The following is a 24,683-nucleotide window of genomic DNA, read 5'->3' on the forward strand; positions in this document are numbered from 1 at the left end:
CGGGTGCCGGAACCTGGAAGGTTGCTGAAGCGGCCGGAGCGACGGGCGGCGTTGATCGCGGCTGCGGCGCGGGCGTTCGTCCGCGGTGGTTTCGCGGCGACCGGTCTGGACGAGGTGGCTACCGAGGCAGGCATCAGCCGGGTGTTGATCTATCGGCACTTCGAGTCGAAGGCGGAGTTGTACGAGGCAGTGCTCGCCGACGTCAGCGACCGGCTCCGGGTCGCTACCGGACACCCTGATCATTTGACACCTGGCAGCCTCGAAGCGCTCGTCGCAGCTGCTCAGCAGGACCCGGACGGCTTCCGGCTGTTCTTCCGTCAGTCAGGCAGGGAGCCTGAGTTCCGCAGACATGCCGACGAGCTCAGGGAGGCCATGAAAGCCACTGCGGCGCCGTACCTGCGTGATGCGATCGCCGATCCGCAGCGTCTCCAGTGGGCGACCGAGCTGATCCCGACGATCGCCGTCGAGGGCGTGATGGCGTGGCTTGACGCCGGGCAACCGGAACCGGACGCGGCGGCCGCCAGGATCACTCAGGTCATTGCCGCAGCTGTCACCGCGATCAGTGGGTGACCGGCAGGCGGGCTCTCTGCCAGGCCTGGAACCCCCCGATGACGTCGGCACTACGGAACAGGCCGAGTTCTCGCAGTGAGCGAGCTGCGAGGCTCGAAGAGTACCCGCCTTCGCAGATGACGATCCATTGGATGTCGTGCGTGACGGCCTCGGGAATTCTCGCGGTGCTCGTGGGGTCGAGCCGCCGTTCCAGGTGGTTTCGTGGGCGGATGGGTCTCGTACATTCGGACCGCGACCACGAGACCTGACAATGCGGTGATGACTGCGACGACCCAGACCGCGGCCCGCAGTCCCCAGACATCCGCGACCAGACCGGCCAGAATCGCGCCGACCGCGAACCCGCCGTCGCGCCACAGCCGGTAGACGCCGACGGCTCGCGCGCGCCAGGCGGGATGGGCGACGTCGCCGACTGCGGCGAGCAGTGTCGGATAGACCATCGCGGTGCCGACGCCCAGCAGTACTGCGGCCGCCGCCCACAGCGGGAAGCCGTCGCCCGCGGCGACCGTTGCGAGGGCAACGGCTTGGACGAGCATGCCCGCGACAATCAGCCTCTTGCGTCCCCAGCGATCCGACAGCGGACCGGTGACAAGTTGCCCAAGGCCCCAAACGGCGGGGTAGAGTGCGGCGAGGATCCCGATCCGGGCGATGGACAACCCCGCGGTGGAGAACAGGATCGGGAACAGTCCCCAGGCGAGTCCGTCGTTCAGGTTGTTCACCATCCCGGCCTGGCTGGCCGCCGACAGCGCCGGTTCGCGCAAGCTCGTCCGGCTGAACACCTGGCGATTGGTCAACTCGCCCCGGGTGTAATGGCCGGAGGCCTCCAGCTGTGCGTGTCCTCGGGTTTCGCGTACGACGAACGCGGACAGGCCGAGCCCGAGAGCGGCGTACGACAGTCCGAGCAGGAACGGGGCCGGACGCAGGCCGTAGCGCGCGGCGAGATAGCCCGTCGCCAGGGCGGTCACCGCGACGGCCACATAACCGGCGGCCTCGTTCAGACCCATCGCCAGGCCTCGCCGGTGTGGGCCGGCCAGATCGATCTTCATGATCACCGTCGTCGACCAGGTCAGGCCCTGGTTGATGCCCAGAAGAACGTTGGTGGCGACGACCCAACCCCAGGACGGTGCCCAGATGAGGAGCAGTGGAACCGGCACGGCGATCAGCCAGCCGATCACCAGCACGGGTTTGCGCCCGAACCGGTCCGACCAGGTGCCCGCGAAGTAGTTCGTCGCTGCCTTGGTGAGGCCGAACGCGAGGACGTAGGTGAGCAGGAACGTGTACCCGGTGAGGTGGAACGTGTGGTCGGCCAGCAGCGGCAGGACGGTACGTTCTTGCCCGAGCGTCCCGCCGACGAGTGCGTTGACCGCGATCAGCAGGCTGAACTGGGCGAGATTGGCGCGGATCCCGAGTCGCATCAGCCGGTCTCCAGCTCCCGCCCGGTCGCCGCGGTCCAGTCCTCCGCTCCGCCCACGAGTACGGCGAGATCGCGGTGCCCGGCGCGTTCGAGCAAACTCGCGGCGCTCATCGCGCGCTCGCCGTGGCCGCACATCACGACGAGCGGTTCGCGTCGTACCTCATCGGTGCGGTGCACGAGCGCGCCGAGTTCGATGTGCTGGGCGTGGGGGAGGTGGCCGCTGTCGAACTCGGACTCCTGCCGGACGTCGAGCACCGCGCCGTGGACGTCGTCCGGGTGGATCAGCTGGGTGTGCACGGTCTCGCCGTCCCACGCGTCCATCCCGCCGCGCAGTTCGCCGACGACGTTGCAGCCGATCTTGGCCGCTTGCCACGCGATCTCGTCGGCGTCCTGGTCGGGGCGCCGTACGACGATCACCGGCCGGCCGTCCGGCACCAGCCAGCCCAGCCACGGCGCGAACGCCGGCCGCAGCGGGATCGACAATGCGTCCGGGATGTGCCTGGCCGCGAAGTCTCTCGTCGGTCGGACGTCGACCAATTCGGCGTCCGTGCTCCGGAGTGCCACGGCATCGAGGGGTCGTAGGGACGGGGCGCGGTCGAGGACGGCCGGACCTCGGCGGTTGATCTCAGGCAACCGCAGGAAGTACGGCGGGAAGCTGCCGAGCGACCCGAGCAGTTCCTTCACGAACGCGTCCTCGCTGCCGACCTGGAGCAGCGGATTCGTTGCCCGTTCGCGGCCGATCGTGCTGACCCGGTCCGCACCCGGTGGAGCAGAGCAGAACGACCCGGCACCATGGGTCGGCCAGACCGCCACGTCGCCGGGCAGCTCGGCGAGACGCCGGAGCGAGGCGTACTGCGCACGGGCGAGCGCCTCGGTCTGATCCGGGGAGACGAGGTCGGTACGGGCGGCCGCACCGACGAGCAGCGATCCGCCGCTGAAGACGCCGAGCGGGCGCGCACCATCGAGGAGAACGAAGGACAGGTGCTCATGCGTGTGGCCCGGCGTACCGAGTGCTCGCAGCCGCAACCCGCCGAGGTCGAGCTCGTCGCCGTCCTGCAGACCGCGGTGGCCGAACTCGCGATGACCAGCGGCGGACGCGAGGATCTCGGTGCCCTGGCTCGCGGCGAGTTGTCGCGCGCCGGAGAGGAAGTCGGCATGCAGATGCGTGTCCGCGGCGAACGCGACGGTCAGTCCACGCCGCTCAACTGTCGCTGTCGCGGCCCGTAGGTCGACGCTGACGTCCACCACCAACGCGCGGCCGTCGTCCAGGTCGACCAGGTACGCCGAGTTGCCCAGACCCTCGTCCACCAGCGGAACTACCGTCATCGCACCCGCCATCCTGTTCAAGGCACTCCTTGAATAAGAGCGCTAGACCCGGGGTATTGTCAAGAAATCACTTGAATACGCTGCTCAGGAGGCTGATCGATGCGGGATCGCGCGGCGAAGACAGCACTGTTCGACGCCCTGACCGAGGGCGCGAAGGCGCTGGCGAACGGTCGCCGGGCGGAGCTGATCGACGTACTGGCCCAAGGGGAGCGGTCGGTCGAGGACCTCGCCACCGAGATCGGCCAGTCGGTCGCGAACACCTCGCACCACTTGCAGCGCTTGCTCCGGTCCGGCCTGGTCCGGACCCGCCGGTCGGGAACCCACATCTACTACGCGATCGCCGGCCCCGCGGTGACGGATCTGTGGCGGGCGATGCGGGCGGCCGCCGAGGAGCATGCCTCGGGTCTCGATCGGCTCGCGCAGGACTACCTCGGCGACCGCGGTTCGCTCGACAGCATGACCCGCGATGAATTGGTGAAGCGACTGCGCGCCGGGGACGTCGTCGTACTGGATGTCCGGCCGGTGGCGGAGTACGACGCAGGGCACCTGCCCGGTGCGATCTCGCTGCCGATCGCCCAACTGCAGGACCGGTTGGGTGAGGTGACCAGTGGTGCTCAGGTCGTGGCGTATTGCCGGGGTCCCTACTGCGTGTACGCCGACGACGCCGTCAGGCAACTGACCAGCGAAGGGCATATCGCGTCCCGGCTGGAGGACGGGTTCCCGGAGTGGGCGATGGCCGGTCTGCCGGTCGAGCATTAGGACGAGTGCCACCCGGCCCGGCGGTTGTCGTATGCGCCGTGTCTCCGATCGTCCTACTGATAGAGGGCGGTATTCGAGCTGCCCGGATGACGGAGGAAGACCAGATGGCACCGGCAGCAAAGCCCAACCCGATTCCCGATTCGTACCGCCGGGTGACGCCCATCCTCACCGTTGCGGGCGCCGTCAAGGCGCTCGAGTTCTACAGTTCGGTGTTCGGCGCGACCGAGCGGATGAACTTCCCAGGTCCGCAAGGGACCATCGCCCACGCGGAGATCCAGATCGGCGACTCCGTCGTCATCGTGGAGGACGAGAATCCCCAGCGGGGCACCACCGCGCCGCCGCCCGAGGGGTTGCCGGGCTCGCCCGCTTCGCTCTTCATCTACGTCGAGGACGTCGACGCGGTCATCGCACGGGCCGTGGAGCTCGGTGCGACGCTGCAGCGTCCGGCGGAGGACCAGTTCTACGGCGACCGCGACGGCCACATCATCGACCCGTTCGGCCACGGCTGGACAGTAGCGTCACACATCGAGGACGTGACCCCCGACGAACTGACACGCCGAATGACCGAACTGTTCGGCTCGGCCGGCTCTTAGCCTGCGGACGGCGGCTGGGGCGGTTAGTGGTGGTGGCTGGTGAGGGCGTGGGCTGCGGTTGCGTCGTGGGGGAGGGGTTCGGCGTGGATGGTGGCGGTGGTCAGGCGACGTACGCCGTGGACGAGCTCGTGTTCGACCTGGTGGCTGAGATGGTGGGCTTCGATCAGCGACAGGTGCGAGTCCACGGCGATGCGGGCTTCGGCGCGGAGGGCGTGGCCGACCCAGCGGAGCTGGACGCCGGTGACCTCGACGACACCCGGGGTTGAGCGGATGACCGCTTCGGCCTGGTCGACCAGTGCGGGGTCGACGGCGTCCATCAGGCGCCGGTACACCTCACGGGCGGCGTCACGCAGTACGAACAGGATCGCGATCGTGATCAGTAGACCGACAATTGGATCGGCCAACGGAAAGCCGAGCCAGGCGCCGACTGCGCTGAGGACCACGGCCAGACTGGTGAAGCCGTCCGTGCGGGCGTGCAACCCGTCGGCGACCAAGGCGGCGGATCCGATCCGCCGGCCGGCGCGGATCCGGTACTGCGCGACGATCTCGTTGCCCAGGAACCCGACCACGCCGGCGGCGATCAGCACGCCGACGTTGCGCACGTCGCTGGGGTGGATGAAGCGCCTGACGGCCTCATAGCCGGCGTACGCCGACGACGCGGCGATCAGCACGACCACCACGATGCCGGCGAGGTCCTCGGCGCGGCCGAAGCCGTAGGTGTACGCGCGGGTCGCGACCCGGCGGCCGAGGATGAAGGCGATCGCGAGGGGGATGGCGGTGAGGGCGTCGGCGTAGTTGTGCAGGGTGTCGCCGAGCAGTGCGACCGAGTTGGTGAGGAACACGACCACGGTCTGGATCAGCGCGGTCGCGATCAGACCGACGAAGCTGATCTTCAGGCAGCGCATGCCTTCTTTGCTCGCCTCGAGCGCGGAGTCGATCTTGTCGCTGCTGTCGTGCGAGTGCGGAACAAAGATCTCCTTCAGCCTGCCGATCAAGCCGTCGCGGTGGGTATGGCCGTGCCCGTGACCATGACCATGACCATGACCATGGCCGTGTCCGTGGGCGGCGGCGTCTGGCTTCGCGTCGTGTGCCGCGTGGCTATGTCCGGCTGGTGGCGTCTGGGCGTTGGGTTTGCGGTGGGGGTGCTTGTGGTCGTGGTCCGCCGTACTCATCGGATGTTCGTCCTTCGGGTCGGTCGGGCGACTGCGGCGGACTCGGGGGCAGGTGCCGCGCCGGCGGGGCGGTGGTGGTCGGGGAAACCTCCGCTGGAGTGTTCGGCGTGGTAGATCGCGTCCTCGACCAGTTGGCCGACGTGTGAGTTCTCGATTCGGTAGAAGACCTGGTTGCCTTGTTTGCGCGTCCGGACCAGTCGTGCCAGGCGCAACTTGGCGAGGTGCTGCGATACGCCGGCCGGTGACTTCCCGACCGCGTCGGCCAGTTCGTTGACCGACTTCTCACCGTCCAGCAGTGCCCAGACCAGCCGCACCCGGGTGGCATCGGACAGCATCCGGAACACCTCCACGGCCAGCGCCACGTGATCGTCGTCCGGCGCCTGCTTACGCGATTGCGTATCTGCGCGCATACGCAGATACTAAGCCTGCAGCTTTCCCGCCGCAAAGCGCTAGCGGGTGCCTTCGGAATCGGTGGCGGCGAGGGTCGCGGCCCACTCTGCGGACCATCGGACGAGCGGGCGGAGCGCGCGGCGGGCGCCGTGGCCCAGCTCGGTGAGGGCGTAGGTGGTGTCCGGACGCTGCTCGACGAGGGCGGCATCGAGCAGCTCGGTCAGCCGTTGCCGCAGCACGCTGGAAGACATGTTGTCGCAGCGCTCCTGTAACGCGCGAAACCCGACCGGCCCGTGTTGCAGTTCCCAGACGATCCGCAGGTTCCACCTACGGCCGAACAGGTCGAGGGCGGCCATCAGTGGCCGGCCCGTGCTCGATCCTCGGACCGCCCGTCCCGGCCTGGGTGCCGCCATCCGTCGTACCGTCCCGTCTTGCGGCTTCGATATCCGACACACTATCGTGCGCCTCATTGATTCGATTTCCGAAGCGCTCCGAGAGCGTCGACAGCTCTCGTCCCAACACCTGGAGGTTCCATGCCCAAGGGCTACTGGGTCAGCTCCTACCGCACCATTTCAGACCCTCAGAAGCTGGCTGCTTACAACGAGCTGGCCCGTCCGGCCGTCCAGGCCTTTGGCGGACGGACCCTCATCCGTGGCGGTCGGGTCGTCGCCCACGACGCCGGAATCGCCGAACGCACCGTCCTGGTCGAGTTCGACAACTTCGAGCAGGCGGTCGCAGCGCACGAGAGTGCGGCCTACCAGGAAGCGTTGGTCGCCCTCGCCGACGGCGTCGAGCGCGACTTCCGCATCGTCGAAGGCATCGACTGACCGAGGTGCGTACGTCGCCGCTAGCCCTGACCCTCGGCGGGTTTGACCAGGGAGGTTCTTACTGCGCGGCAGTAGGCGGTGACGAGGGGTGGTGTGGTGGCGGCGCTGTGGGCGGCGCGGGAGAGTTCAGCGACAGCCCAGTGGCCATCACAGGCCTTCTCTTTCAGCACCTTGCTGAGAAGAACGGGGTCGGTGATGAGGAGCAGCTCATCCAGGGCCTCCTGAAGTTTGTCGCGCGCCAGCAGGATCTGGCGGGCGTTGTAACGACCGAAGTTGCGGTAGGCAACGAAGCTCGCGGTGTCGAAGAACTGGTTCAGGGTCGACTCGCGCGGATAGGTCGGGTATCGCTCGTGGAATGCGAGCAACGCCGCGGGCATCTCCTTGGCCAGGCCGGGTTTGGCATACCAGAGGACACCGACCGGGGTCTGGTCGGTGAACGATCCCGCTCCCTTGGTGAAGAACCCCAGGTTGACGGTCCGGGGCGAGTACGCCGGGACGCGCGAGGTGCTCGGTGTGGCCCGGAGCGGGTCGAGGCTGATGTCGATCCGGATGTCGCACTCGCTCGGGGCGATCGCGATGGCCTTGCCGAGCGAGCTCGTCGCGTCACCCGGTCCGGAGTCGGCGTCGACACAGACGATCTCGGTGATCTCGGGGATCCGGAGCAGCTCGACGAGTCCGGTGTTCTCCCAATGGCCGCCGTCGGTCAGGTAGAGGTAAGGATCGTCGAGGTCGTGGATCCCGAAGAACTCCTTGAACAGGTACCCCAGGCCGGTCCGTGGGTACGACAGCTCGTTCTCCTTGTCCAGGCCGGCAGCCTCGAGCTGGGTGATGAACCGCGGGTTGGCGATCCACACGCCGAGCCGGATGTTGAAGAAGGCCAGCAGCATGCTGGTCGGCCCGATCTGGTAGCGGCCCATCGCGGGGGAGACCGCCGCGCTGGAGATGGCGACCGCCATCATCGTCGTGATCCGCTTGTGCAGCTTCTTGCCGAGTCGGTCGAGCACCCGGGTGGACGCGGCGAACTGCAAGGTGTTGCCGCGTCCGTCCTGCGGCAGATGCAGGATCGTCCGCTCGGGGTCGAACGTCACGCTCAGGGCCGGAGTGCCGTAGCGGGTGCGGACCGCACGCGAGGTCACGGTGCTGGTCGTGCACACCACCAACGGCGTACGCACCGCTGCGTTGTCGTGGTTGAAGGCGAACAGGCCGGGTTCATGGTTCGCCTCGTTCGTACCCGGCGCATCGTTCTCGTACGGGTGCACACGGACGTCTTCCCCGCCGTTCTTGGTCCGGTACGTCGCGTAGGCCAGACGCAGCTTGCCTCGGTAGAAGGGCGCCAGCGACCAGCTTTCCGAGCTCGGCCCGAGGAGCACAACAGTCAGGATCGCCAGGGCGAGAACCCAGTTCCAGCCGGATTGCCAGCTGACCAGATCGTGCCTGGACCAGGTCACATCGTGCTTGGCAGCGTTCCAGGTCGCCAGCGCTGTCAGACCCAGCGCGACCAGGACGAACGCAAAGCCGCCGAGCATGGGCGCGAAGCGCGCTGCCGGCTTCCTGAGGATGCGGACGACTGAGCCGACCACACCGGCACTCGCACCGACCGTAGCGATCAACGTGGGCAACGTCAGATGGGCGACCGCGCCGACCAGTTCGACGAAGCCCCACAACGTCAGTGCAAGCAACGCGCCGAGGCCGAGCGCGCTGTACGACGCCCTCTTCAGCGTCTGCAGCATGACGCGCGCAGCCAGATTGTTCTGGGCGTAGCCGACGAGAAACTGACCGGCGAGGACCCAGAGCATCAGGACGGCGAATCCGGCGGCGAGGAAAATGATCCCGGGCAGCGCGAGCGAATGGCTCTTGACGAGGTGGTGCATCGCGCCGTTGGGCAGCTTGCCGCCCTGGCCCGTGAGGCCGCGCAATGCCCAGCCCACAGGCCGTGCGATTGCCCACCCCATGCTCAGCAGCACCACCAGGTTGACTGTCAGCCCGGCGATCACCGTTGCGAACACGGCTGGGCGGTACGACGCCTTGGCGGACGTCTGGCTGCCCTCCGGTCCGGCTTGCCTGGTCGCCTTCGCGGCTGCCGGATCGGTGTCGGATCCTCGAGGCTGGTTCGATCCGAGGTACCCGAGGTTGTCGACCAGGTGGCGCTCCTCCGGGGTGAGCCAGCCGTTCTCCTGCTGCCGCCACGGGCGAGGTGCCACCTGGCGGAGGCGCTCTCGTTCACGGGTCTCGTCGTCCGTCGCCTGGAGGCTGGATCGCGAAATGCTCCAGCCGGCCGCCATGTTCGATCCACCCGACACGGCGGTGACCGCGCGTGCGCCGGACCAGCTCAGGATCTCACCGTCGAGCGCCTGGAGTGCGCCGAGGCTGATCGAGGACGCCCGGATGCCGCCGCCGGAAAGCGCAATGCCGTACTTCGCCTCTCCGCGCGGGGGTTCGGCGCGTTTCATCTGGGTGCCCTCCGGAGCCTGGGCGACCTCCTCCGAAGGCTTCATGCCGGCGGCCTTCTGGGCGTACGTCGGCAGCTTCAAAGAGGCGAGCCTGACCCAGCGTGGCGTCGACCACCAGGCGAAGGCGCCAGCCGCGGTGTAGGCGATGGCGACGAGGAGCAAGGTGAACTTGGCCCAGGCGCAGACCGCGACGAACCGCCAAGGCCCGTCCGACGATCCCGCGGTGAGCATCAAAATGTTCTCGGCGACATCGAAGACGCCCGCGACGACGACAGCGATGACGACTGTGGTTCGCGCCTGCCGTAGCGCCGGCAGCCGGAAGTAGTTGCCGGCCCACCACACCAGTAGACCGAGCAGGAGGACATAGGAGGCGATGAACCAGAAGTCCTGGTGAACGGCCCTCGTGAAGTCACCGCCGCACCCGCAGGCCGTCCATGCCTCGCTGCTGCCGGCGAGTTCGATGTCGACGATCGACCTCGCCGTGCCCTTCAGGCTCGCCGCGTCACCGAAGTGTGCCGCGGCAAGAGCACTCAGGATCAGAGCGAGCCAGCGCAGTACGGCACGCAGGTGGCGCTGCAGGTCGGTGGCGAGCAGAACAACCACCATGAGGATGGCGAGCCCGAGGATTACGACCCAGACCACCTGCGGCAAACCGTCGACGCGGTCTCCGAGGAGCACTGACCCAACCGCGAGGACGCCGACGCCCACAAGCAGCAACACCACCCGCAGCCGGTAGTGAAACGAGACATCCGTGTCCGAGGTGAGCCCGTCGGCCGGCGGCTTCAGGAGAATCGTCATTTGCTCCACCCCCTCTCACCTATAAGAGGGCTGAGAACGGCGACTGATACGCGATCGGTCGCGAAAGCCGCGAGTCTGGGCTACGCGGAGTTACTGACCTGGGAGGGTCAGGGGCAGCGGGAGTGGATCAGGCGTCGGCTTGCCCGAGGGAGTGGAGTTTGGAGAAGGGGGCGACGACTCGAAGGAGACGTCCGGCGCCGAAGTCGATGATGACGGTGCCGTCACCTTCGACCGAGTGGACGCGGCCGAGTCCTTCCCTGTCGTGAGAGACCCGCTCACCGACTTCGTAACTCTTGAGCGAGTCAGAAACCTGGGCCTTGAAAGGACTGGTGGAGAGGTGACGACGCGTCGTCGCGCGATAGGGCAGCATCAGAACTCAAGTATGCGCCGTTTTCGCGGACTCTGCGACACGGGACCCCCTCGGAGCCGCCGGCCGCCGTGGTTTGATGAAGTACTCGCCGCCCCGAGGGAGTCCGATGATGCGCAAATTGCTGGTCCTGTTGCTGGGCCTGTCGCTGGCCGGACTGAGCGGGGTGAGTGCGCAGTCGGCGCCGGTGGGGGACCGGGACGTCATCGTCCAGTTGTTTGAATGGAACTGGACATCGGTCGGGCGGGAGTGCGAGCAGGTGCTCGGCCCGAAGGGGTACGGCGCGGTGCAGGTCTCGCCGCCGCAGGAGCATGTCGTGCTGCCGGGGTCCGGGTATCCGTGGTGGCAGGACTACCAGCCGGTGAGCTACAAGCTGGACAGCACACGCCGCGGCACGCGCAGCCAGTTCGTCGCCATGGTCAACAGTTGCCACGCAGCCGGTGTCAAGGTGTACGTCGATGCCGTGATCAACCACATGACCGGCGGTTCGTCGGGCGGTACCGGCAGCGCGGGGTCGTCGTACACGCACTACGACTACCCGGGGACGTACCAGACGCAGGACTTCCATCATTGCGGACGCAACGGGAACGACGACATCGTCAACTACGGCGACCGGTACGAGGTGCAGAACTGTGAGCTCGTCGACCTGGCCGATCTGGCAACCGGTACCGACTACGTTCGCGGCCGGATCGCGGCATACCTGAACGACCTGCTGTCGATCGGCGTCGACGGGTTCCGGCTGGACGCCTCGAAGCACATGCCCGCCGAGGACATCGCCGCGATCAAGTCCCGCTTGTCGCGTCCGGCGTACCTGTACCAGGAGGTCATCTACGGCGCCGGCGAGCCGATCACCCCCGACGAGTACGTCGGGAACGGCGACGTACTCGAGTTCCGGTACGGGAAGGATCTCGCCAAGATCTTCAACAGCGAGCGCCTCGCCTACCTGCGCACGTTCGCGGAGCCGCTCGCGTCGGATCGTGCCGTGGTGTTCACCGACAACCACGACACCCAGCGCGGCGGCGGCGTACTGACGTTCCGTGACAACGGCCGCTATGCGATGGCGAACGCGTTCATGCTGGCCTGGACGTACGGGACGCCGAAGGTGATGTCGAGCTACGAGTACACGTCGAACGACGAGGGACCGCCGTCGACCGGTAACGGGCAGACGGTCGACACGACGTGCTTCAGCAACCGTTGGCGGTGCGAGCACGAGTGGCGGGTGATCGCCAACATGGTCGGCTTCCACAACGCCGTACGGGGGACCGCCGTGACCGAGTGGTGGGACAACGGGAACGACGCGATCGCGTTCGGCCGTGGCGACAGGGGCTACCTCGTCCTGAACGACGAGAGTTCGGCGCTGACCGGCCGGAGTTTCCACACCCAGCTTCCGGCCGGCGTGTACTGCGACGTCTTCCACGGCGACTACTCGGCCGGCAGCTGCACCGGACCGACGTACACGGTCGACTCAGCAGGCTGGTTCCGCGCCGACATCGCAGCCACCGACGGTCTCGCGCTCCACGCTGCCGCCAGGATCTCGTAGCGCCTCGAGCCTGTCGGTAGGCACGCGCTCGATGCGGGTCCAGCCCTTCCAGCCTCGTTCCTCCAGGATCGTGAGCAGCCGCGCCGCCTCGGGCGCGGACTCGAGCATGACCGCGTCCAGCAGCTCGACGAGCTGGTCGTCGAAGGGCTCGTCACCCAGCTGGCCGGCCTCGAAGGCGCGGAGGTACATACGTTCCAGGATGTCGGCGATCTCGAACAGCAAGGCCTCGCCACCCGGATTGTCGACTGCCTGACTCACCAGGCTGTAGAGCTTCTGGGCATCGGGATCGTCCAGTTGCTCGTGCTTCGCGGCGATCACGGTGTCGATCACCTCCGGTACCTGGGCGGCGATCATGATCCAGGCGTCGCGCTCCATGACGATGTAGCGCTCGCTGACGCCGTAACCGCGCAGCCGGTCGAGATAGTCCACAACGGCCTGCGGAAGCGCGAGGTGGTCGCCGGCCGCAAGTCTGGCGAGCCGGCGGCGGCTCACCTGCAACCGCCGGATCTCGGCGCGCAGCGACTTGTCGATCTGCTGTACGCCGTCCTCGAACTTCGCGGGAGTGGCGTCGAGGAGTTCCTGCACACGGGCCAGCGGTACGCCGGCATCAGCGAGCGTGTGGATCCGGATCAGGCGTACGACGGCGGCGGAGTTGTACGACCGGTACCCGGAGCGGTCGCGTGCGGGCTCCGGCAGCAGCCCGATCTTGTGATAGTGGCGCACTGCCCGCACCGTCACGCCGGCGTACGCCGCCAGCTGGCTGATCGTGAGCATGGGTCCATGTTCCCTCAGGGATGCCTCAGGCGATCTTGCGGCGATAGGCGACCATCGCGAGCACGTAAGCCGCGACGAGGACGCCGACGCACCAGGCGAGCGCGGCCCAGATGCTGCTGCCGACGGGTTGTTGCGCGAGCAGGTTGCGGATCGTGTCGACGATGGACGTCACCGGCTGGTTCTCGGCGAACCAGCGCACCGGGCCGGGCATGGTCTGGGTGGGGACGAACGCCGAGCTGACGAACGGCAGGAAGATCAGCGGGTACCCGAACGCGCCCGCGCCCTCGACCGACGACGCGGTGAGCCCGGGGATCACCGCGGCCCAGGTCAGCGCCAGGGTGAACAGGAACAGAATGCCGGTCACCGCGAGCCAGGCCAGGACGCCGGCACCCGAGCGGAAGCCCATCACGAGCGCGACGCCCACCACGACGACCAGTGAGATCAGGTTGGCGACAAGTGAGGTGAAGACATGCGCCCACAGCACGCCCGAGCGGGCGATCGGCATCGATTGGAACCGCTCGAAGATCCCGGTCGCCAGGTCCATGAACAGCCGGTACGCCGTGTACGCCACGCCCGACGCGATCGTGATCAGCAGGATGCCGGGCAGCATGTAGTTCACGTACGCCGTGGACCCGGTGTCGATCGCACCGCCGAAGACATAGACGAACATCAGCATCAACGCGATCGGCGTGAGGACGGTCGTGATGATGGTGTCCAGGCTGCGGGTGACGTGGCGCAGGGTGCGAGCAGTCAGGGCGACGGTGTCGCCGACGAAGTACGACGTACTCATGGTCATCGCTGGTCTCCAATGACTGACAGGAAGATCTCCTCGAGGGTCGGTTGCTTCTCGACGTACTCGACCTTGGCGGGTGGGAGGAGCTGCTTGAGTTCGGTGAGGGTGCCGTTGACGATGATCCGGCCCTGGTGCAGGATCGCGATCCGGTCGGCGAGCTGTTCGGCTTCTTCCAGGTACTGCGTGGTGAGCAGCACCGTCGTACCGTGACCGGCCAGCTCCTTGACGGTCTGCCACACCTCGATCCGCGCCTCGGGATCGAGCCCCGAGGTCGGCTCGTCGAGGAAGATCACCGGCGAGTTCCCGATCAGACTCATCGCGATGTCCAGGCGGCGGCGCATTCCGCCCGAGTATGTCGCTGTCCGCTGGGCGGCCGCCTCGGTCAGCGAGAAGCGGTCGAGCAGGTCGTCGGCGACCGCGCCGGGGTCCTTGACGTGCCGCAGCTTGCCGACCAGTACGAGGTTCTCGCGGCCGCTGAGGATCTCGTCGACGGCGGCGAACTGCCCGGTCAGGCTGATGGATTCCCGTACGTCGGCCGGCTGCGTGGCCACGTCGAACCCGTTGACGGCGGCCGTTCCCGCGTCCGCCTTGAGGAGCGTGGAGAGGATCCTGATCGTCGTGGTCTTGCCCGCCCCGTTGGAGCCGAGCAGCGCGAAGATGCTGCCCCGCGCGACGTCGAACTCCACACCACGCAGTACGGCCTTCTTCCCGTACGCCTTCTCCAGCCCCTGGACCCGAATCGCCGGCTCACCGGCGGATTGAACTGTCATGAAGCCAACCCTGCGGGGTTGACCCTGCGTCAAGGTCAAGCCGGACCCCGGCCGTTAATTGTTTGACGGTGCTCGAGGCGGGCTGGTCTGCTGTGGGGACGTGCGCCGGATCAGCCGGTGCGGACCGGGAGGAGGGAAGCGTATGTCTGCTCTGTCCTGCAGCTTTGCTCTGAAAGGTTCTTCGGTTTGGCATTCGTACGTTCGTTCAGCTGTGAACATTGCGGCGTAGAGGTCTCCCTCGACGCCCCCGGAACCACCCATCGCAATCACTGCCCGAGTTGCTTGTGGTCGCGTCATCTCGACCGCAACGTGCCGGGTGATCGCAAGGCCGACTGTGCCGGCGGCATGGAGCCGATCGCGGTCACGGTCCGCGGCGAGGGCCGCTGGGTCCTCATCCACCGGTGCACCAACTGTGGGCGTCTCCGCCTCAACAAGACCGCCGGCGACGACAACGTCCTGCTCCTGATGCGACTGGCAGCGCTCCCGCTGACCATGCCGTTCGTCCCGTTCGCGCCCGACCCCGAGCCCTCAGGCAACGGCAACCGTCGCAAGCCCCGGGGGCGCAAGAACGCGACCGCGCTCAGAGAGGAGTGAGGAGGCAGAACTCGTTGTCCTCGGGATCTGCCAGAACGGTCCAGGGGACCTCACCTTGACCGATGTCCAGGTCGGTGGCGCCGAGCGAGCGCAGCCGGTCCGCCTCCGCCGCGTGGTCGTCGGCGGGGTACGGGCGGAGGTCGAGGTGGATGCGGTTCAGGCCGGCCTTCGCGTCGGGGGTGCGGATGAACTCGAGGTACGGCCCGACGCCCTTAGCGGAACGCAGTACGGCGGAGTTGTCGGTCGACTCGTGGAGCGTCCAGTCCATGGCCTCGGACCAGAACCGGGCCATCGTTCGCGGGTCGGCACAGTCCACGACGACCGCGGCGATCGGGCCGGTGTCGTTGTAGACCGGTCGCGGCTCGAGTACGCAGAACTCGTTACCTTCCGGGTCGGCGAGGACCGTCCACGGGACGTTGCCCTGGCCGATGTCGGCGGGGGTCGCGCCGAGGCTCTGGAGGCGGTCGATCAGGTCCGCCTGGTGGGCCGCGGAGGTGGTGGCGAGGTCGAGGTGGACGCGGTTCTTCGCCGTCTTGGGATCGGGGACGGGAAGGATGTCGATGCAGACGGCGCTCGGGTCGGGGTAGCTGAAGCCCTCGGGCTCGAGGTTGGTTTCCTGGGCGTTGTCCGCGGTGACCTCCCAGCCGAGCGCCTCCGCCCAGAACCTGCCGAGCGCGGAGCTGTCGTGAGCCTTCATCGAGACCTGTACCAGCCGCGTCGCCATACCGCCGATCCTATGCCCGGCTGCTCGCAACCCTGAGAGCCTGGTTCAACACCGCGACCTGGCTCGTCGCGTCGGGCGTCGGGATCCGGGGCGTGGTGGGACACTGCCAAAGAGGGCGTCTGTGGCGGTCAGGTTCCTAGTGGCGTCCGGAGAGCGGTGAAATTGTGAGTCTCGCTTACGAAGCCGGTCTGGTTCCGCTGGTCGCTGAGGCGGACGTTCATGCGCCCTGGAACGGGCACGACACCCGGGTGCTGATCGTCGCCGTGCTGGGGATCGCGGTGATCGTGGCGCTGATCGTCGCGTTCAAGGTGCATGCGTTCCTGTCGCTCACGATCGGCGCGTTGTTCGTCGGCGTCGCGTCCGGGATCGGCGCCGGGGCGGTCACGAAGTCGTACGAGAACGGCGTCGGCAGTGTCCTCGGGTACGTCGGCGTACTGATCGCCCTCGGCGCGATGGTGGGCAAGCTGCTCGCCGACTCCGGCGGCGCGGATCAGGTGGTCGACACGATCCTGCGCGGCCGAACCGGCGCGCTCCCGTGGAAGATGGCGCTGATCGCCTTCATCATCGGTATCCCGATGTTCTTCGAGATCGGCCTCGTACTGCTGATTCCCGTGGTGGTGCTCGCGGTACGGCGTACCGGCGCGCGAGCCATGCTGCTCGGTATCCCCGCGCTCGCGGGCCTGTCCGTCCTGCACGGTTTCGTACCGCCGCACCCCGGGCCGTTGGCCGCGATCGGCGTACTCGGGGGCAACGTGGGCATCACGCTGGCGCTCGGTCTGCTGGTGGCGATTCCGACGGTGATCGTCGCCGGTCCGCTGTTCGGCCGGCTCGCGGCGAAGTGGGTCCCGATCGGGGCCGCGGGCGCGGCGCTCGAGGTCGGTGCCGGCCACCACGAGATCGAAGGCGAAGGGCACCACGAGAGCGAAGGCGAACACAGCAGGCCCCAGGACCCGCCGCCAGGCACCGTCCGGACCCGGACACCGAGCTTCACCGCGACGATCGTGACGGTCCTGCTGCCGGTGGCGCTGATGCTGATCAAGGCCGCGTCCGACGTCTGGATGAGCAAGAAGAACGCGCTCTATCCGTTCCTCCAGTTCATCGGCGACCCGGTCGTCGCGCTGTTGATCGCCGTACTGCTCGCAATGTTCACGTTCGGCACTGCGGTGGGTTTCGGCATCCCGGAGCTGAGCAGGAAGATCGGAGAGAGCCTGCTCCCGATTTCGGGCGTGATGCTCATCGTCGGTGCTGGCGGCGGTTTCAAGCAGGTCCTGGTCGACGGCGGGACCGGTACCGCGATCGCCAAGATCGCCATCGCGGCGAACCTGTCGGCGTTGCTGCTCGGCTGGATCGTCGCGGTTCTGATCCGGCTGGCGACCGGTTCCGCGACGGTCGCGACGGTGACCGCGGCCGGGATCGTCGCGCCGCTGGCGACCGGCGAGAGTACGACCTATCTCGCGCTGGTGGTGCTGGCGATCGGTGCCGGTTCGCTGTTCTTCTCGCACGTCAACGACGCCGGCTTCTGGCTGGTCAAGGAGTACTTCGGCATGACCGTTGGCGAGACCATCAAGACCTGGTCGGTGATGGAGACCCTCATCTCGATCATGGGCCTGGCCATGACGTTACTGCTCTCGATCTTCATCTAGCTCGCGGCGGCTGGGCGGTTCAGGGTGCTCTGGTGCTGTTCGTGGACCAGTCGGCGAGCGATCGAGCCGGGGCCCTCGAGTTGCAGGGTTTGCGGGTCGTCGGGGAGCCGGAAGCCGAGTGTGGTCACGGTGTCGAGGCAACGGTTCGTGCCCAGGACTGCCCAGCCGGCGCGGGGTTCGGGGGAGAGGTCGAGATCCTCGGCGAGGAGCATGTTCTCGCCGAGCCAGGCGCGGGTCGCGGTGTGCAGTACGCCGCCGGTCTCGCCGTGGCGGCCCAGGACGAGTGACTCGCGAAGATGTGCGGTGCAGCCGGTCGCGAGGCGTACGGTCGTCGTACGGGTGACGTCGGCGTCGGCGGAGACGACGAACGGTTCGGCGTACCACTGAAGGCTCGCGCCGTCGGTGAGGCGGATGTCGATGTCCCAGCGCGCCGTGCCGCCACGCATGCCGTAGGCAACGGTTCCGGCGGTCTCCACGATCTCGAGCCGTACGGCGCCGGAGACCGCGATCTCGATGCGTACGTCGTCGCCGGCGAGCAACAGTGCGCCTGCCGCGACGAGAGCGACGCGCACCACGCCGTCGGCACTGGGCAGTTGCCGCGGCGACAGGTGGTCGGTTGTCAGCAGGCAGCGATCGCGGACCGGGTCGGCGACGACGTCAATGCGTGTGGGCATGGGTGTGCGTGGTCAGTTCGCCGTCGTCGCCGATGTGCGAATGCGGAGCCATCGGTCCGGGATCGACGGGCGTGTGGTCGCCCGCGCGTACGGCGTGGGCCATCGAGCGCACCCATTCGGTCAAGAGGGCGATCGAGGCGGGATCCGTGCGAGAGAGCGCGATCACCGGTTTCCCGTCGCGGGCCGTCTCGGCGTCCTTCACCATCTGCTCGACGTCCACTCCGACGTACGGCGCGAGGTCGGTCTTGTTCACGATCAGGAGATCGGCGCGGGCGATACCGGGACCGCCCTTGCGTGCCACGTCGCCGCCGCCGGCCACGTCGAGTACGAAGATCTGCGCGTCGACGAGCGCGGGGGAGAACGTGGCGGTCAGGTTGTCGCCGCCGGACTCGACAAGGACGACATCCAGTGGCGCGAAGTCGCGTTCGAGGTCCTCGACCGCGATCAGGTTCGGCGTGACGTCGTCGCGGATCGCGGTGTGCGGGCAGGCTCCGGTCTCGACGGCGCGAATGCGTTCCGGGTCGAGGACGCCGGCTGCTTTGAGCATCCGGGCGTCCTCGTCGGTGTAGATGTCGTTGGTGATGACGCCGAGCTGGAGTTCGCCGGCGAGCTCGCGGCAGACGGTCGCGATCAGTGAGCTCTTGCCGGTGCCGACCGGTCCGGCGACACCGAGGCGGAAGGAGCGGGTCTCAGGCATGGAACAACCTCATTCTCTCGATGGCATGGTTGTGCGCGAACACGTCGATCAGCGGCGCACCGTCGGCCGGGATGTCGTCGATTCGGGTCAGGGGCGCGACGTCCTTGACGAGCCACTCGATGTCGTCGTGCAGACCGGCCAGCCAGGTCGCGGCGTCTGCCGGGTCCACGGGCAGCAACTTCAACGACGCGGAGATGACGGTCTGCGCATCGTCGTACGCGATGGTGCGCGCCACTTGCTCCGCCGACAGTCCGGTCACCGCTCCGACGACCCCGAGTACTACGGGTCTCGCGATCTCGCCGTCGTTCGGAAGGTACGTCGACACATCGGGCCAGACGCGACATGCCAGCCGCAACAACAGCCGCCCCTGCCGCCGGGACACCCCTCGCACGACGTGACTGGGCGTCCGCGCCGCCCACGCCGCCTCGACGTATCCCACCCCTTGCCCCACTCCGCCCTGAGCCGCGTGGCCTTCGAGTCCGAACCAATCCGCACGACTCGGCGAGTTGGGGGTCTGCGTGTCGGGCTGGCCCGTGGTTTGCGGAACATTTTCGTCGCCTGGTGCAACATTTGTTCCGGAAAGGGCGAGGTGGCGGGTGAGTACGGCGACAGCGGCCTCGACGCGGGTCGTCGTACGGAGGCGATCCCGGGCATAGGACGCGACGTCGGCGAGTTGCTTGCCGTCGGCACCTAGGCCCGCGCGTACGGCAGGTTCCAGTCCGCCGGACTGGGTGTGCCCGCCGGTCGGCAGTCGGCCGTCGGCGAGCATCATCGCGACCAGTTCCGCGTTGCCCATCAGAACATCGCGTACAGCTGAGCAAGTGGGAGGACCGGCGCCGGCGCCGGCTCGACCAGGTCGCCGTCGACCTTGATCGCGAACGTCTCCGGGTCGATGTCGATCGCCGGCAGCGCGTCGTTGTTCTTCAGGTCCGCCTTGGTGAGCTCACGCGTCGGCCGTACGCCGAGCAGTCCCCGGCGCAGCCCGAGCCGCTCGGCCAGCCCGTTCTCGAGCGCGGCCGGGGACACGAACGTGTACGAGAGATCCGCCCCGATCGCATCGCCGAACGCGGGCCGCATCAGCACCGGCTGCGGCGTCGGAATCGACGCGTTCGGATCGCCGAGGGCGGCCCAGGCGATCGCGCCGCCCTTGATCACCAGGCTCGGGCGGACCCCGAAGTACCGCGGGTCCCAGAGCGTGAGGTCGGCGAGTTTGCCGGGTTCGACCGAGCCGACGACGTGATCGATGCCGTGGGCAATGGCCGGGTTGATCGTGTACTTCGCGACGTACCGGCGTACCCGCTCGTTGTCGGCGACCGCGCCGAGCGGGCCGCGGCGGTGCTTCATCACGTGGGCGACCTGCCAGGTGCGGGTGATGACCTCGCCGATCCGGCCCATCGCCTGCGCGTCCGACGAGGTGATCGAGAGCGCACCGAGGTCGTGCAGGATGTCCTCGGCCGCGATCGTTGTGGCCCGGATCCGGGACTCGGCGAACGCGAGATCCTCGGGAACGTCGGGGCTCAGGTGGTGGCAGACCATGAGCATGTCGAGATGCTCGGCGACGGTGTTCACGGTGTGCGGCAACGTGGGGTTCGTGGAGCCCGGGATGACATGCGGGTACGACGCGATCGTGAGGATGTCGGGCGCGTGACCACCGCCCGCGCCCTCGACGTGGAACGCGTGGATGCCGCGGCCCGCGATCGCCCCGAGCGTCGACTCGACGTACCCGGCCTCGTTCAGGCTGTCCGCGTGCAGCGCGACCTGAAGACCCCACTCGTCCGCGGCACGCAGGGACGCATCGATCGCGGCCGGGGTCGACCCCCAGTCCTCGTGCACCTTGTACCCGGCGGCGCCGGCGAGCGCCTGTTCGGCGAGGGCCTCGGCGCTGACGGTGTTCCCCTTGCCGAGCAGGAGGATGTTGAGCGGTACGGCGTCCAGCGCGCGATGCATCTGCTCGAGATGCCACGCGCCGGGGGTGACCGTGGTCGCCTTCGACCCCTCGCTCGGGCCGGTGCCGCCGCCGACGATCGTGGTGATCCCGGTCGCCAGCGCCTCGTGGAGCTGCGACGGCGACAGCAGGTGGACGTGCGAGTCGATCGCACCGGCGGTGAGGATGCGCCCCTCGCCGGCGATCACGTCGGTGGAGGGCCCGATCTGGAGGTCGGGGTGTACGCCGTCCGCGATGTCGGTGTTGCCCGCGCGGCCGAGGGCGACGATCCGGCCGTCGCGAATGCCCACGTCGGCGCGCACTATGCCCCACCAGTCCACGACCAGCACGTTGGTGATGACCGTGTCCGGCGCACCCTCCGCGCGGGTCGTCGTACCTTGCGCCATCGACTCGCGGATGGACTTGCCGCCGCCGAAGACGACCTCCTCGCCGCCGACGGTGAAGTCCTGCTCGACCTCGACCCACAGATCGGTGTCGCCGAGGCGCACCTGGTCGCCGACGGTCGGCCCGTACAGGGCGGCGTACGCCGCACGCGAGATCTCAACCACGATCCACCTCATCGGACTCAGCCGGCTTCAGCTGGATCCCAGGCACCCGCCGCCTGCCGCGGAGCGCGACCAGCGCCACCTCACGGGAGGCGCCGGGCTCGAAGCGCTGCGACGTACCCGACGGGATGTCCAGCCGAAACCCCTGGGCGGCCTCGCGGTCGAAGCTGAGGGACGTGTTGGCGTCCGGCAGGTGCAGGTGCGAGCCGATCTGGATCGGCCGGTCGCCGGCGTTCACGATCACCAGCCGTAAACGTTCGTCGTCGGAGCGGTCGGCGTTCAGTTGGATGGTGCCGGGTCGTACACGGATTGCCCCGGGTGCGTTCGTTGGTGCCGTGGTGGGGGCCGTTGTGTCCGCGCCCTGTCTTTCCTTGCTAAGTCTATCGTCGTCGGCCATGGATTCTGCCTTCAAATGATCGGGCTGTGGATAGTCACGAGTTTGCGGCCGTCGGGGAAGGTGGCTTCGACCTGGACGTCGTGCAGGAGTTCGGCGACGCCGGGCATGACCTGGTCGCGGCTCAGGACGGTGCGACCGGACTCCATCAGGTCGGCGACGCGGGCGCCTTCGCGGGCGCGTTCGATCACCCAGGTGCTGAGCAGGGCGACGGCTTCGGGGTGGTTGAGAAGCACTCCCCGGGCCAGCCGGTCGCGGGCGACCATGCCGGCCACGGAGAGCAGCAGCTTCTCGACGTCAGCGGGAGTGAAGTTCATGGTGTGGTGTTGCGGGGCCGCCCTGTTGTCGACGCAGGAAGCAACCGCCGCTGACTCCCTTCGCAGGTCGGGGGCTGCAGAGACAGCAGCCTGGATGGAGCCAGAGCCAAGCTCCCGCTCCACACGCCGGGTTGGGGAGGATTTTCTACCCGATATGGGAGGTAACTCTCCCCAAAGTGCATCATGGCAGCCGTCACGAGGTGCGGCAGCGGGTTGGGTTGCCGAACTAGGTGGTTTCTCCGCGGAACGGTGGAGGATTTTCCGCACGGGGAGCGAGAAGCCCTCCAGGTACTCGGCGCAGAGGGGATGACGGGGCGGGAGGTTGCGATGGGGCGAGAGGTCGGGACTTCGATGTGCCTTGGCCCCGCGGCGCTCCACGAGGAAGTCATGCTTGTGACGGTAGGACGTGGTCGGCGACCTTGTCCGTGCTCAGGCACAGCGAGCAGACGGCGGCATCATGCGTCTCGCAGGCGGTCATGTCGGGACGCTCGTACTGCTGCCGGCACACGTGGCACGTCAGCACCTCGCCGGACGGGTTCCCGTGCTCGTCGTACATCGGCAGGTCCAGCCCGTCGTCGGACCGGCGCAGGTAGTACTTCCCGCGCGTGAGGACGGCGAGCACCGGCGGCAGGACGAGGGCCAGCCCGATCGCGACGAGCGGTGAGTACGGCTTGATCCCCGAGCCGAGGCCACCGAAGAACACGACGATCGACACGCCCGCGGCCGCCGCCATCGATCCGAAGCCGACCGGGTTGACGGCGTACAGCATGCCGCGGCGGAACTCAGGCGCCTTCGGGGACAACCCCAGCAGGTACTTGTTGAACACGATGTCCGAGGCAACGACCACGATCCACGCCATCCCGCAGTTCGCGTAGAACCCGAGAATGGTGTTCAGGAAGTCGAACATGTTCGCCTCCATCAGCACCAGCGCGATCACCAGGTTGAACCCGAGGAACACCAGCCGCCCGGGGTAGTGCCGGGTCAGCCGGGTGTACGAGTTCGTCCAGGCCAGCGATCCGGAGTACGCGTTCGTCACGTTGATCTTCACCTGGCTGATGACGACCAGTACGACGGCCAGCGTCATCGCCAGCCACCCGGGCAGGAACCCGCGGTAGATCTCCAGGAACTGGTGCACCGGCTGGTTGGCGATCGCGGTTCTGTCGGTGACCTGAGCGATGATGTAAACAGCCAGGAACAGGCCGATCACCTGCTTCAGGGCGCCGAAGATCACCCAGCCCGGTCCGGCCAGCAGCACCGCGGTCCACCACCGGCGCGAGTTCTCGGGGGTCTTCGGCGGCATGAACCGCAGGTAGTCGATCTGTTCGGCGATCTGCGCGATCAGCGACAGGCACACCCCGGCAGCCAGCAGCATCGAGCCGAAGTCGGCGTCCGGGCCGTAGTCGAAGAACGTCTGCACCGACGACGGGTGCGACACGAGCAGGTAGCAGAACGGCAGCACCATCAGGATCAGCCACAGCGGCGTCGTCCACACCTGGAGCGTGGACAGCACCTTCATCCCGTAGATGACCAGCGGGAAGATCACCAGTGTCGAGACGGCGTACCCGAGCCACAGCGGCACGTGCAGCCCCAACTGCAGGCCCTGCGCCATGATCGAGCCTTCGAGCGCGAAGAAGATGAACGTGAACGACGCGAAGATCACGTTGGTGACGACCGAGCCGTAGTACCCGAAGCCGCTGCCGCGGGTGATCAGGTCGAGGTCGATGTTGTAGCGGGCGGCGTAGTACGCGAGCGGCAGGCCGGTCGCGAAGATCACCACGGCGAAGATCGCGATACCCCACAGCGCGTTCGTGGTCCCGTACGAGATCCCGATGTTCGCGCCGATCGCGAAGTCGGCGAGGTAGGCGATCCCGCCGAGGGCCGAGACGGCGACGACGCCGGTCGACCACTTCCGGTAGCTGCGCGGCGCAAACCGGAGGGTGTAGTCCTCCAGCGTCTCGCGGGTCGCGGTGGTGGGGGCGGGGGTCTCAGCGGTGGTGCGGTGGTCGAGCGAGGGCTCCACAGACATGGGCGAACTCCTGGCGGCACCTTCGGGCGAGCGGTGCTCCGGCGGCCCGGCGACGTTGCCGGCGGGGGATGCACCCGAATGGAAGGAACCTAGGAACGCCGTGTTACCGGCGTGTTGCCGAGCTGCTACGTTCGTGTATTTCCATCTGGAAGTACTTCGCTACCTCCGCCTCGAGCTCGCGCTGCGCCGAGGCGAGGCGATCGGCGACCGTGCCGCCGACGGGGGAGAGGGCCGTGACGATCCGGCGCTTGTCGTCCGGATGGATGCGCCGCAGCACCAGCCCGCGCTCGACCAGCTTGTCGACGTGCCGGGTCAGGCTCGCGGCCGGCAGGACGGCGGACTCGGCGAGCATCGACATCGGCTGCCCGGGCTCCTCGTGGAGCGCGGCCATGATCCGCCACTGCTCGATCGTCAGGCCGAACTCGTCGAGCAACGGCTGCAGACCCAGCTCGAGCTGCCGCTCGATGCGCTTCAGCACCAGGAGCACGCCGCACCACCCCGCTTCGGTTCAGGTGGTGGGAAATATAGCCGTTCGGTCGATGTTCCGCCTCCGGTTCGTCCACACTTGAGCGCATGTCCGGCGG

26 protein-coding genes and 1 pseudogene are annotated in these 24,683 nt (G+C 67.8%); 7 read left to right on the forward strand and 20 right to left on the reverse strand.

Features of this window, described 5'->3' with window-relative positions; all coding sequences use genetic code 11:
* Positions 1 to 3 precede the first annotated feature (3 nt).
* A complete protein-coding gene (locus EV651_RS33060; protein ID WP_202870623.1) occupies positions 4 to 570 on the forward strand; it encodes a TetR/AcrR family transcriptional regulator in 567 nt (188 codons plus the stop codon).
* Here EV651_RS33060 and EV651_RS43425 read toward each other — a convergent pair.
* The 3 genes and pseudogenes from EV651_RS43425 to EV651_RS33070 form a co-directional block, all read right to left on the reverse strand.
* Positions 560 to 871, reverse strand: a complete 312-nt coding sequence (locus EV651_RS43425) for a rhodanese-like domain-containing protein (protein ID WP_370353818.1) — start codon at positions 869 to 871, stop codon at positions 560 to 562. The genes EV651_RS33060 and EV651_RS43425 overlap by 11 nt on opposite strands.
* A pseudogene (locus EV651_RS33065) lies at positions 789 to 1,982 on the reverse strand (MFS transporter); the annotation flags it as partial. The pseudogene EV651_RS33065 and the gene EV651_RS43425, both read right to left, overlap by 83 nt.
* Complete coding sequence (locus EV651_RS33070) at positions 1,982 to 3,307, reverse strand: rhodanese-like domain-containing protein (protein ID WP_238157344.1); 1,326 nt, start codon at positions 3,305 to 3,307, stop codon at positions 1,982 to 1,984. The gene EV651_RS33070 and the pseudogene EV651_RS33065, both read right to left, overlap by 1 nt.
* A gap of 99 nt (positions 3,308 to 3,406) precedes the next feature.
* Here EV651_RS33070 and EV651_RS33075 point away from each other — a divergent pair, with 99 nt between their 5' ends.
* Positions 3,407 to 4,066 carry a metalloregulator ArsR/SmtB family transcription factor gene (locus EV651_RS33075; RefSeq protein ID WP_133789203.1) on the forward strand — a complete coding sequence of 220 codons (660 nt, stop codon included), beginning with the start codon at positions 3,407 to 3,409 and terminating at the stop codon, positions 4,064 to 4,066.
* A gap of 86 nt (positions 4,067 to 4,152) precedes the next feature.
* Entirely contained in the window at positions 4,153 to 4,659 is a 507-nt protein-coding gene (locus tag EV651_RS33080) for a VOC family protein (RefSeq protein WP_238157345.1), read from the forward strand.
* Positions 4,660 to 4,682: 23 nt separating this feature from the next.
* On the opposite strand, the gene EV651_RS33085 is transcribed toward EV651_RS33080, so the two are convergent.
* The 3 genes from EV651_RS33085 to EV651_RS33095 are packed head-to-tail and all read right to left on the reverse strand — an operon-like array spanning position 4,683 to position 6,634.
* On the reverse strand, positions 4,683 to 5,831 hold the full coding sequence (locus EV651_RS33085) for a cation diffusion facilitator family transporter (RefSeq protein ID WP_133789204.1): 1,149 nt from the start codon (positions 5,829 to 5,831) through the stop codon (positions 4,683 to 4,685).
* Complete coding sequence (locus tag EV651_RS33090) at positions 5,828 to 6,241, reverse strand: metalloregulator ArsR/SmtB family transcription factor (RefSeq protein ID WP_133789205.1); 414 nt, start codon at positions 6,239 to 6,241, stop codon at positions 5,828 to 5,830. The genes EV651_RS33085 and EV651_RS33090 overlap by 4 nt, the downstream gene beginning before the upstream one ends.
* Positions 6,242 to 6,280: 39 nt before the next feature.
* Positions 6,281 to 6,634, reverse strand: coding sequence for a helix-turn-helix domain-containing protein (locus tag EV651_RS33095; RefSeq protein ID WP_133789206.1), 354 nt, complete (start codon positions 6,632 to 6,634; stop codon positions 6,281 to 6,283).
* A 120-nt stretch (positions 6,635 to 6,754) separates the two neighbouring features.
* Between EV651_RS33095 and EV651_RS33100 the strand changes: the two genes are divergently transcribed.
* The gene (locus EV651_RS33100; RefSeq protein ID WP_133789207.1) at positions 6,755 to 7,048 is read left to right on the forward strand and encodes a DUF1330 domain-containing protein; all 294 of its coding nucleotides are present in this window, start codon (positions 6,755 to 6,757) and stop codon (positions 7,046 to 7,048) included.
* A 20-nt stretch (positions 7,049 to 7,068) separates the two neighbouring features.
* Here EV651_RS33100 and EV651_RS33105 read toward each other — a convergent pair whose 3' ends face one another.
* Both EV651_RS33105 and EV651_RS33110 read right to left on the reverse strand, forming a co-directional pair.
* Positions 7,069 to 10,296, reverse strand: coding sequence for a hypothetical protein (locus tag EV651_RS33105; protein WP_133789208.1), 3,228 nt, complete (start codon positions 10,294 to 10,296; stop codon positions 7,069 to 7,071).
* Between the two features lie 127 nt (positions 10,297 to 10,423).
* On the reverse strand, positions 10,424 to 10,666 hold the full coding sequence (locus EV651_RS33110; protein WP_238157346.1) for a hypothetical protein: 243 nt from the start codon (positions 10,664 to 10,666) through the stop codon (positions 10,424 to 10,426).
* 106 nt (positions 10,667 to 10,772) lie between these two features.
* Here EV651_RS33110 and EV651_RS33115 point away from each other — a divergent pair, with 106 nt between their 5' ends.
* On the forward strand, positions 10,773 to 12,203 hold the full coding sequence (locus EV651_RS33115; RefSeq protein ID WP_133789209.1) for an alpha-amylase family protein: 1,431 nt from the start codon (positions 10,773 to 10,775) through the stop codon (positions 12,201 to 12,203).
* Here the strand turns inward: EV651_RS33115 and EV651_RS33120 are convergent.
* The 3 genes from EV651_RS33120 to EV651_RS33130 are packed head-to-tail and all read right to left on the reverse strand — an operon-like array spanning position 12,129 to position 14,540.
* Entirely contained in the window at positions 12,129 to 12,977 is an 849-nt protein-coding gene (locus EV651_RS33120; RefSeq protein WP_133789210.1) for a MerR family transcriptional regulator, read from the reverse strand. The genes EV651_RS33115 and EV651_RS33120 overlap by 75 nt on opposite strands.
* Positions 12,978 to 13,002: 25 nt before the next feature.
* The gene (locus tag EV651_RS33125; protein WP_133789345.1) at positions 13,003 to 13,767 is read right to left on the reverse strand and encodes an ABC transporter permease; all 765 of its coding nucleotides are present in this window, start codon (positions 13,765 to 13,767) and stop codon (positions 13,003 to 13,005) included.
* A gap of 2 nt (positions 13,768 to 13,769) precedes the next feature.
* Positions 13,770 to 14,540 carry an ABC transporter ATP-binding protein gene (locus tag EV651_RS33130; protein ID WP_133789211.1) on the reverse strand — a complete coding sequence of 257 codons (771 nt, stop codon included), beginning with the start codon at positions 14,538 to 14,540 and terminating at the stop codon, positions 13,770 to 13,772.
* A gap of 117 nt (positions 14,541 to 14,657) precedes the next feature.
* Here EV651_RS33130 and EV651_RS33135 point away from each other — a divergent pair, with 117 nt between their 5' ends.
* Positions 14,658 to 15,134, forward strand: a complete 477-nt coding sequence (locus EV651_RS33135; RefSeq protein ID WP_238157347.1) for an RNHCP domain-containing protein — start codon at positions 14,658 to 14,660, stop codon at positions 15,132 to 15,134.
* Here EV651_RS33135 and EV651_RS42675 read toward each other — a convergent pair.
* On the reverse strand, positions 15,121 to 15,858 hold the full coding sequence (locus EV651_RS42675; protein ID WP_133789213.1) for a VOC family protein: 738 nt from the start codon (positions 15,856 to 15,858) through the stop codon (positions 15,121 to 15,123). The genes EV651_RS33135 and EV651_RS42675 overlap by 14 nt on opposite strands.
* Before the next feature lie 197 nt (positions 15,859 to 16,055).
* Here EV651_RS42675 and EV651_RS33145 point away from each other — a divergent pair, with 197 nt between their 5' ends.
* Entirely contained in the window at positions 16,056 to 17,501 is a 1,446-nt protein-coding gene (locus EV651_RS33145; protein WP_133789346.1) for a gluconate:H+ symporter, read from the forward strand.
* Here the strand turns inward: EV651_RS33145 and EV651_RS33150 are convergent.
* The 8 genes from EV651_RS33150 to EV651_RS33185 form a co-directional block, all read right to left on the reverse strand.
* Positions 17,498 to 18,175, reverse strand: a complete 678-nt coding sequence (locus EV651_RS33150; protein ID WP_133789214.1) for an urease accessory protein UreD — start codon at positions 18,173 to 18,175, stop codon at positions 17,498 to 17,500. The genes EV651_RS33145 and EV651_RS33150 overlap by 4 nt on opposite strands.
* Positions 18,159 to 18,872, reverse strand: coding sequence for an urease accessory protein UreG (gene ureG / locus EV651_RS33155; RefSeq protein ID WP_133789215.1), 714 nt, complete (start codon positions 18,870 to 18,872; stop codon positions 18,159 to 18,161). The genes EV651_RS33150 and ureG overlap by 17 nt, the downstream gene beginning before the upstream one ends.
* Positions 18,865 to 19,668 carry an urease accessory protein UreF gene (locus EV651_RS33160; RefSeq protein WP_133789216.1) on the reverse strand — a complete coding sequence of 268 codons (804 nt, stop codon included), beginning with the start codon at positions 19,666 to 19,668 and terminating at the stop codon, positions 18,865 to 18,867. The genes ureG and EV651_RS33160 overlap by 8 nt, the downstream gene beginning before the upstream one ends.
* Positions 19,668 to 21,365: an urease subunit alpha gene (locus tag EV651_RS33165; RefSeq protein ID WP_238157348.1), complete on the reverse strand. Its 1,698-nt coding sequence runs from the start codon at positions 21,363 to 21,365 to the stop codon at positions 19,668 to 19,670. Before EV651_RS33165 ends, EV651_RS33160 begins: the two co-directional genes overlap by 1 nt.
* The gene (gene ureB, locus EV651_RS33170; RefSeq protein WP_133789218.1) at positions 21,358 to 21,759 is read right to left on the reverse strand and encodes an urease subunit beta; all 402 of its coding nucleotides are present in this window, start codon (positions 21,757 to 21,759) and stop codon (positions 21,358 to 21,360) included. Before ureB ends, EV651_RS33165 begins: the two co-directional genes overlap by 8 nt.
* A gap of 11 nt (positions 21,760 to 21,770) precedes the next feature.
* The gene (locus tag EV651_RS33175) at positions 21,771 to 22,073 is read right to left on the reverse strand and encodes an urease subunit gamma (RefSeq protein ID WP_133789219.1); all 303 of its coding nucleotides are present in this window, start codon (positions 22,071 to 22,073) and stop codon (positions 21,771 to 21,773) included.
* 385 nt (positions 22,074 to 22,458) lie between these two features.
* On the reverse strand, positions 22,459 to 24,099 hold the full coding sequence (locus EV651_RS33180; protein ID WP_133789220.1) for a cytosine permease: 1,641 nt from the start codon (positions 24,097 to 24,099) through the stop codon (positions 22,459 to 22,461).
* A 103-nt stretch (positions 24,100 to 24,202) separates the two neighbouring features.
* Positions 24,203 to 24,586: a MarR family winged helix-turn-helix transcriptional regulator gene (locus EV651_RS33185; RefSeq protein WP_133789221.1), complete on the reverse strand. Its 384-nt coding sequence runs from the start codon at positions 24,584 to 24,586 to the stop codon at positions 24,203 to 24,205.
* Positions 24,587 to 24,683: the final 97 nt, after the last annotated feature.

The sequence above is a fragment of the Kribbella sp. VKM Ac-2571 genome (assembly GCF_004362255.1).
Lineage (GTDB): Bacteria > Actinomycetota > Actinomycetes > Propionibacteriales > Kribbellaceae > Kribbella > Kribbella pratensis.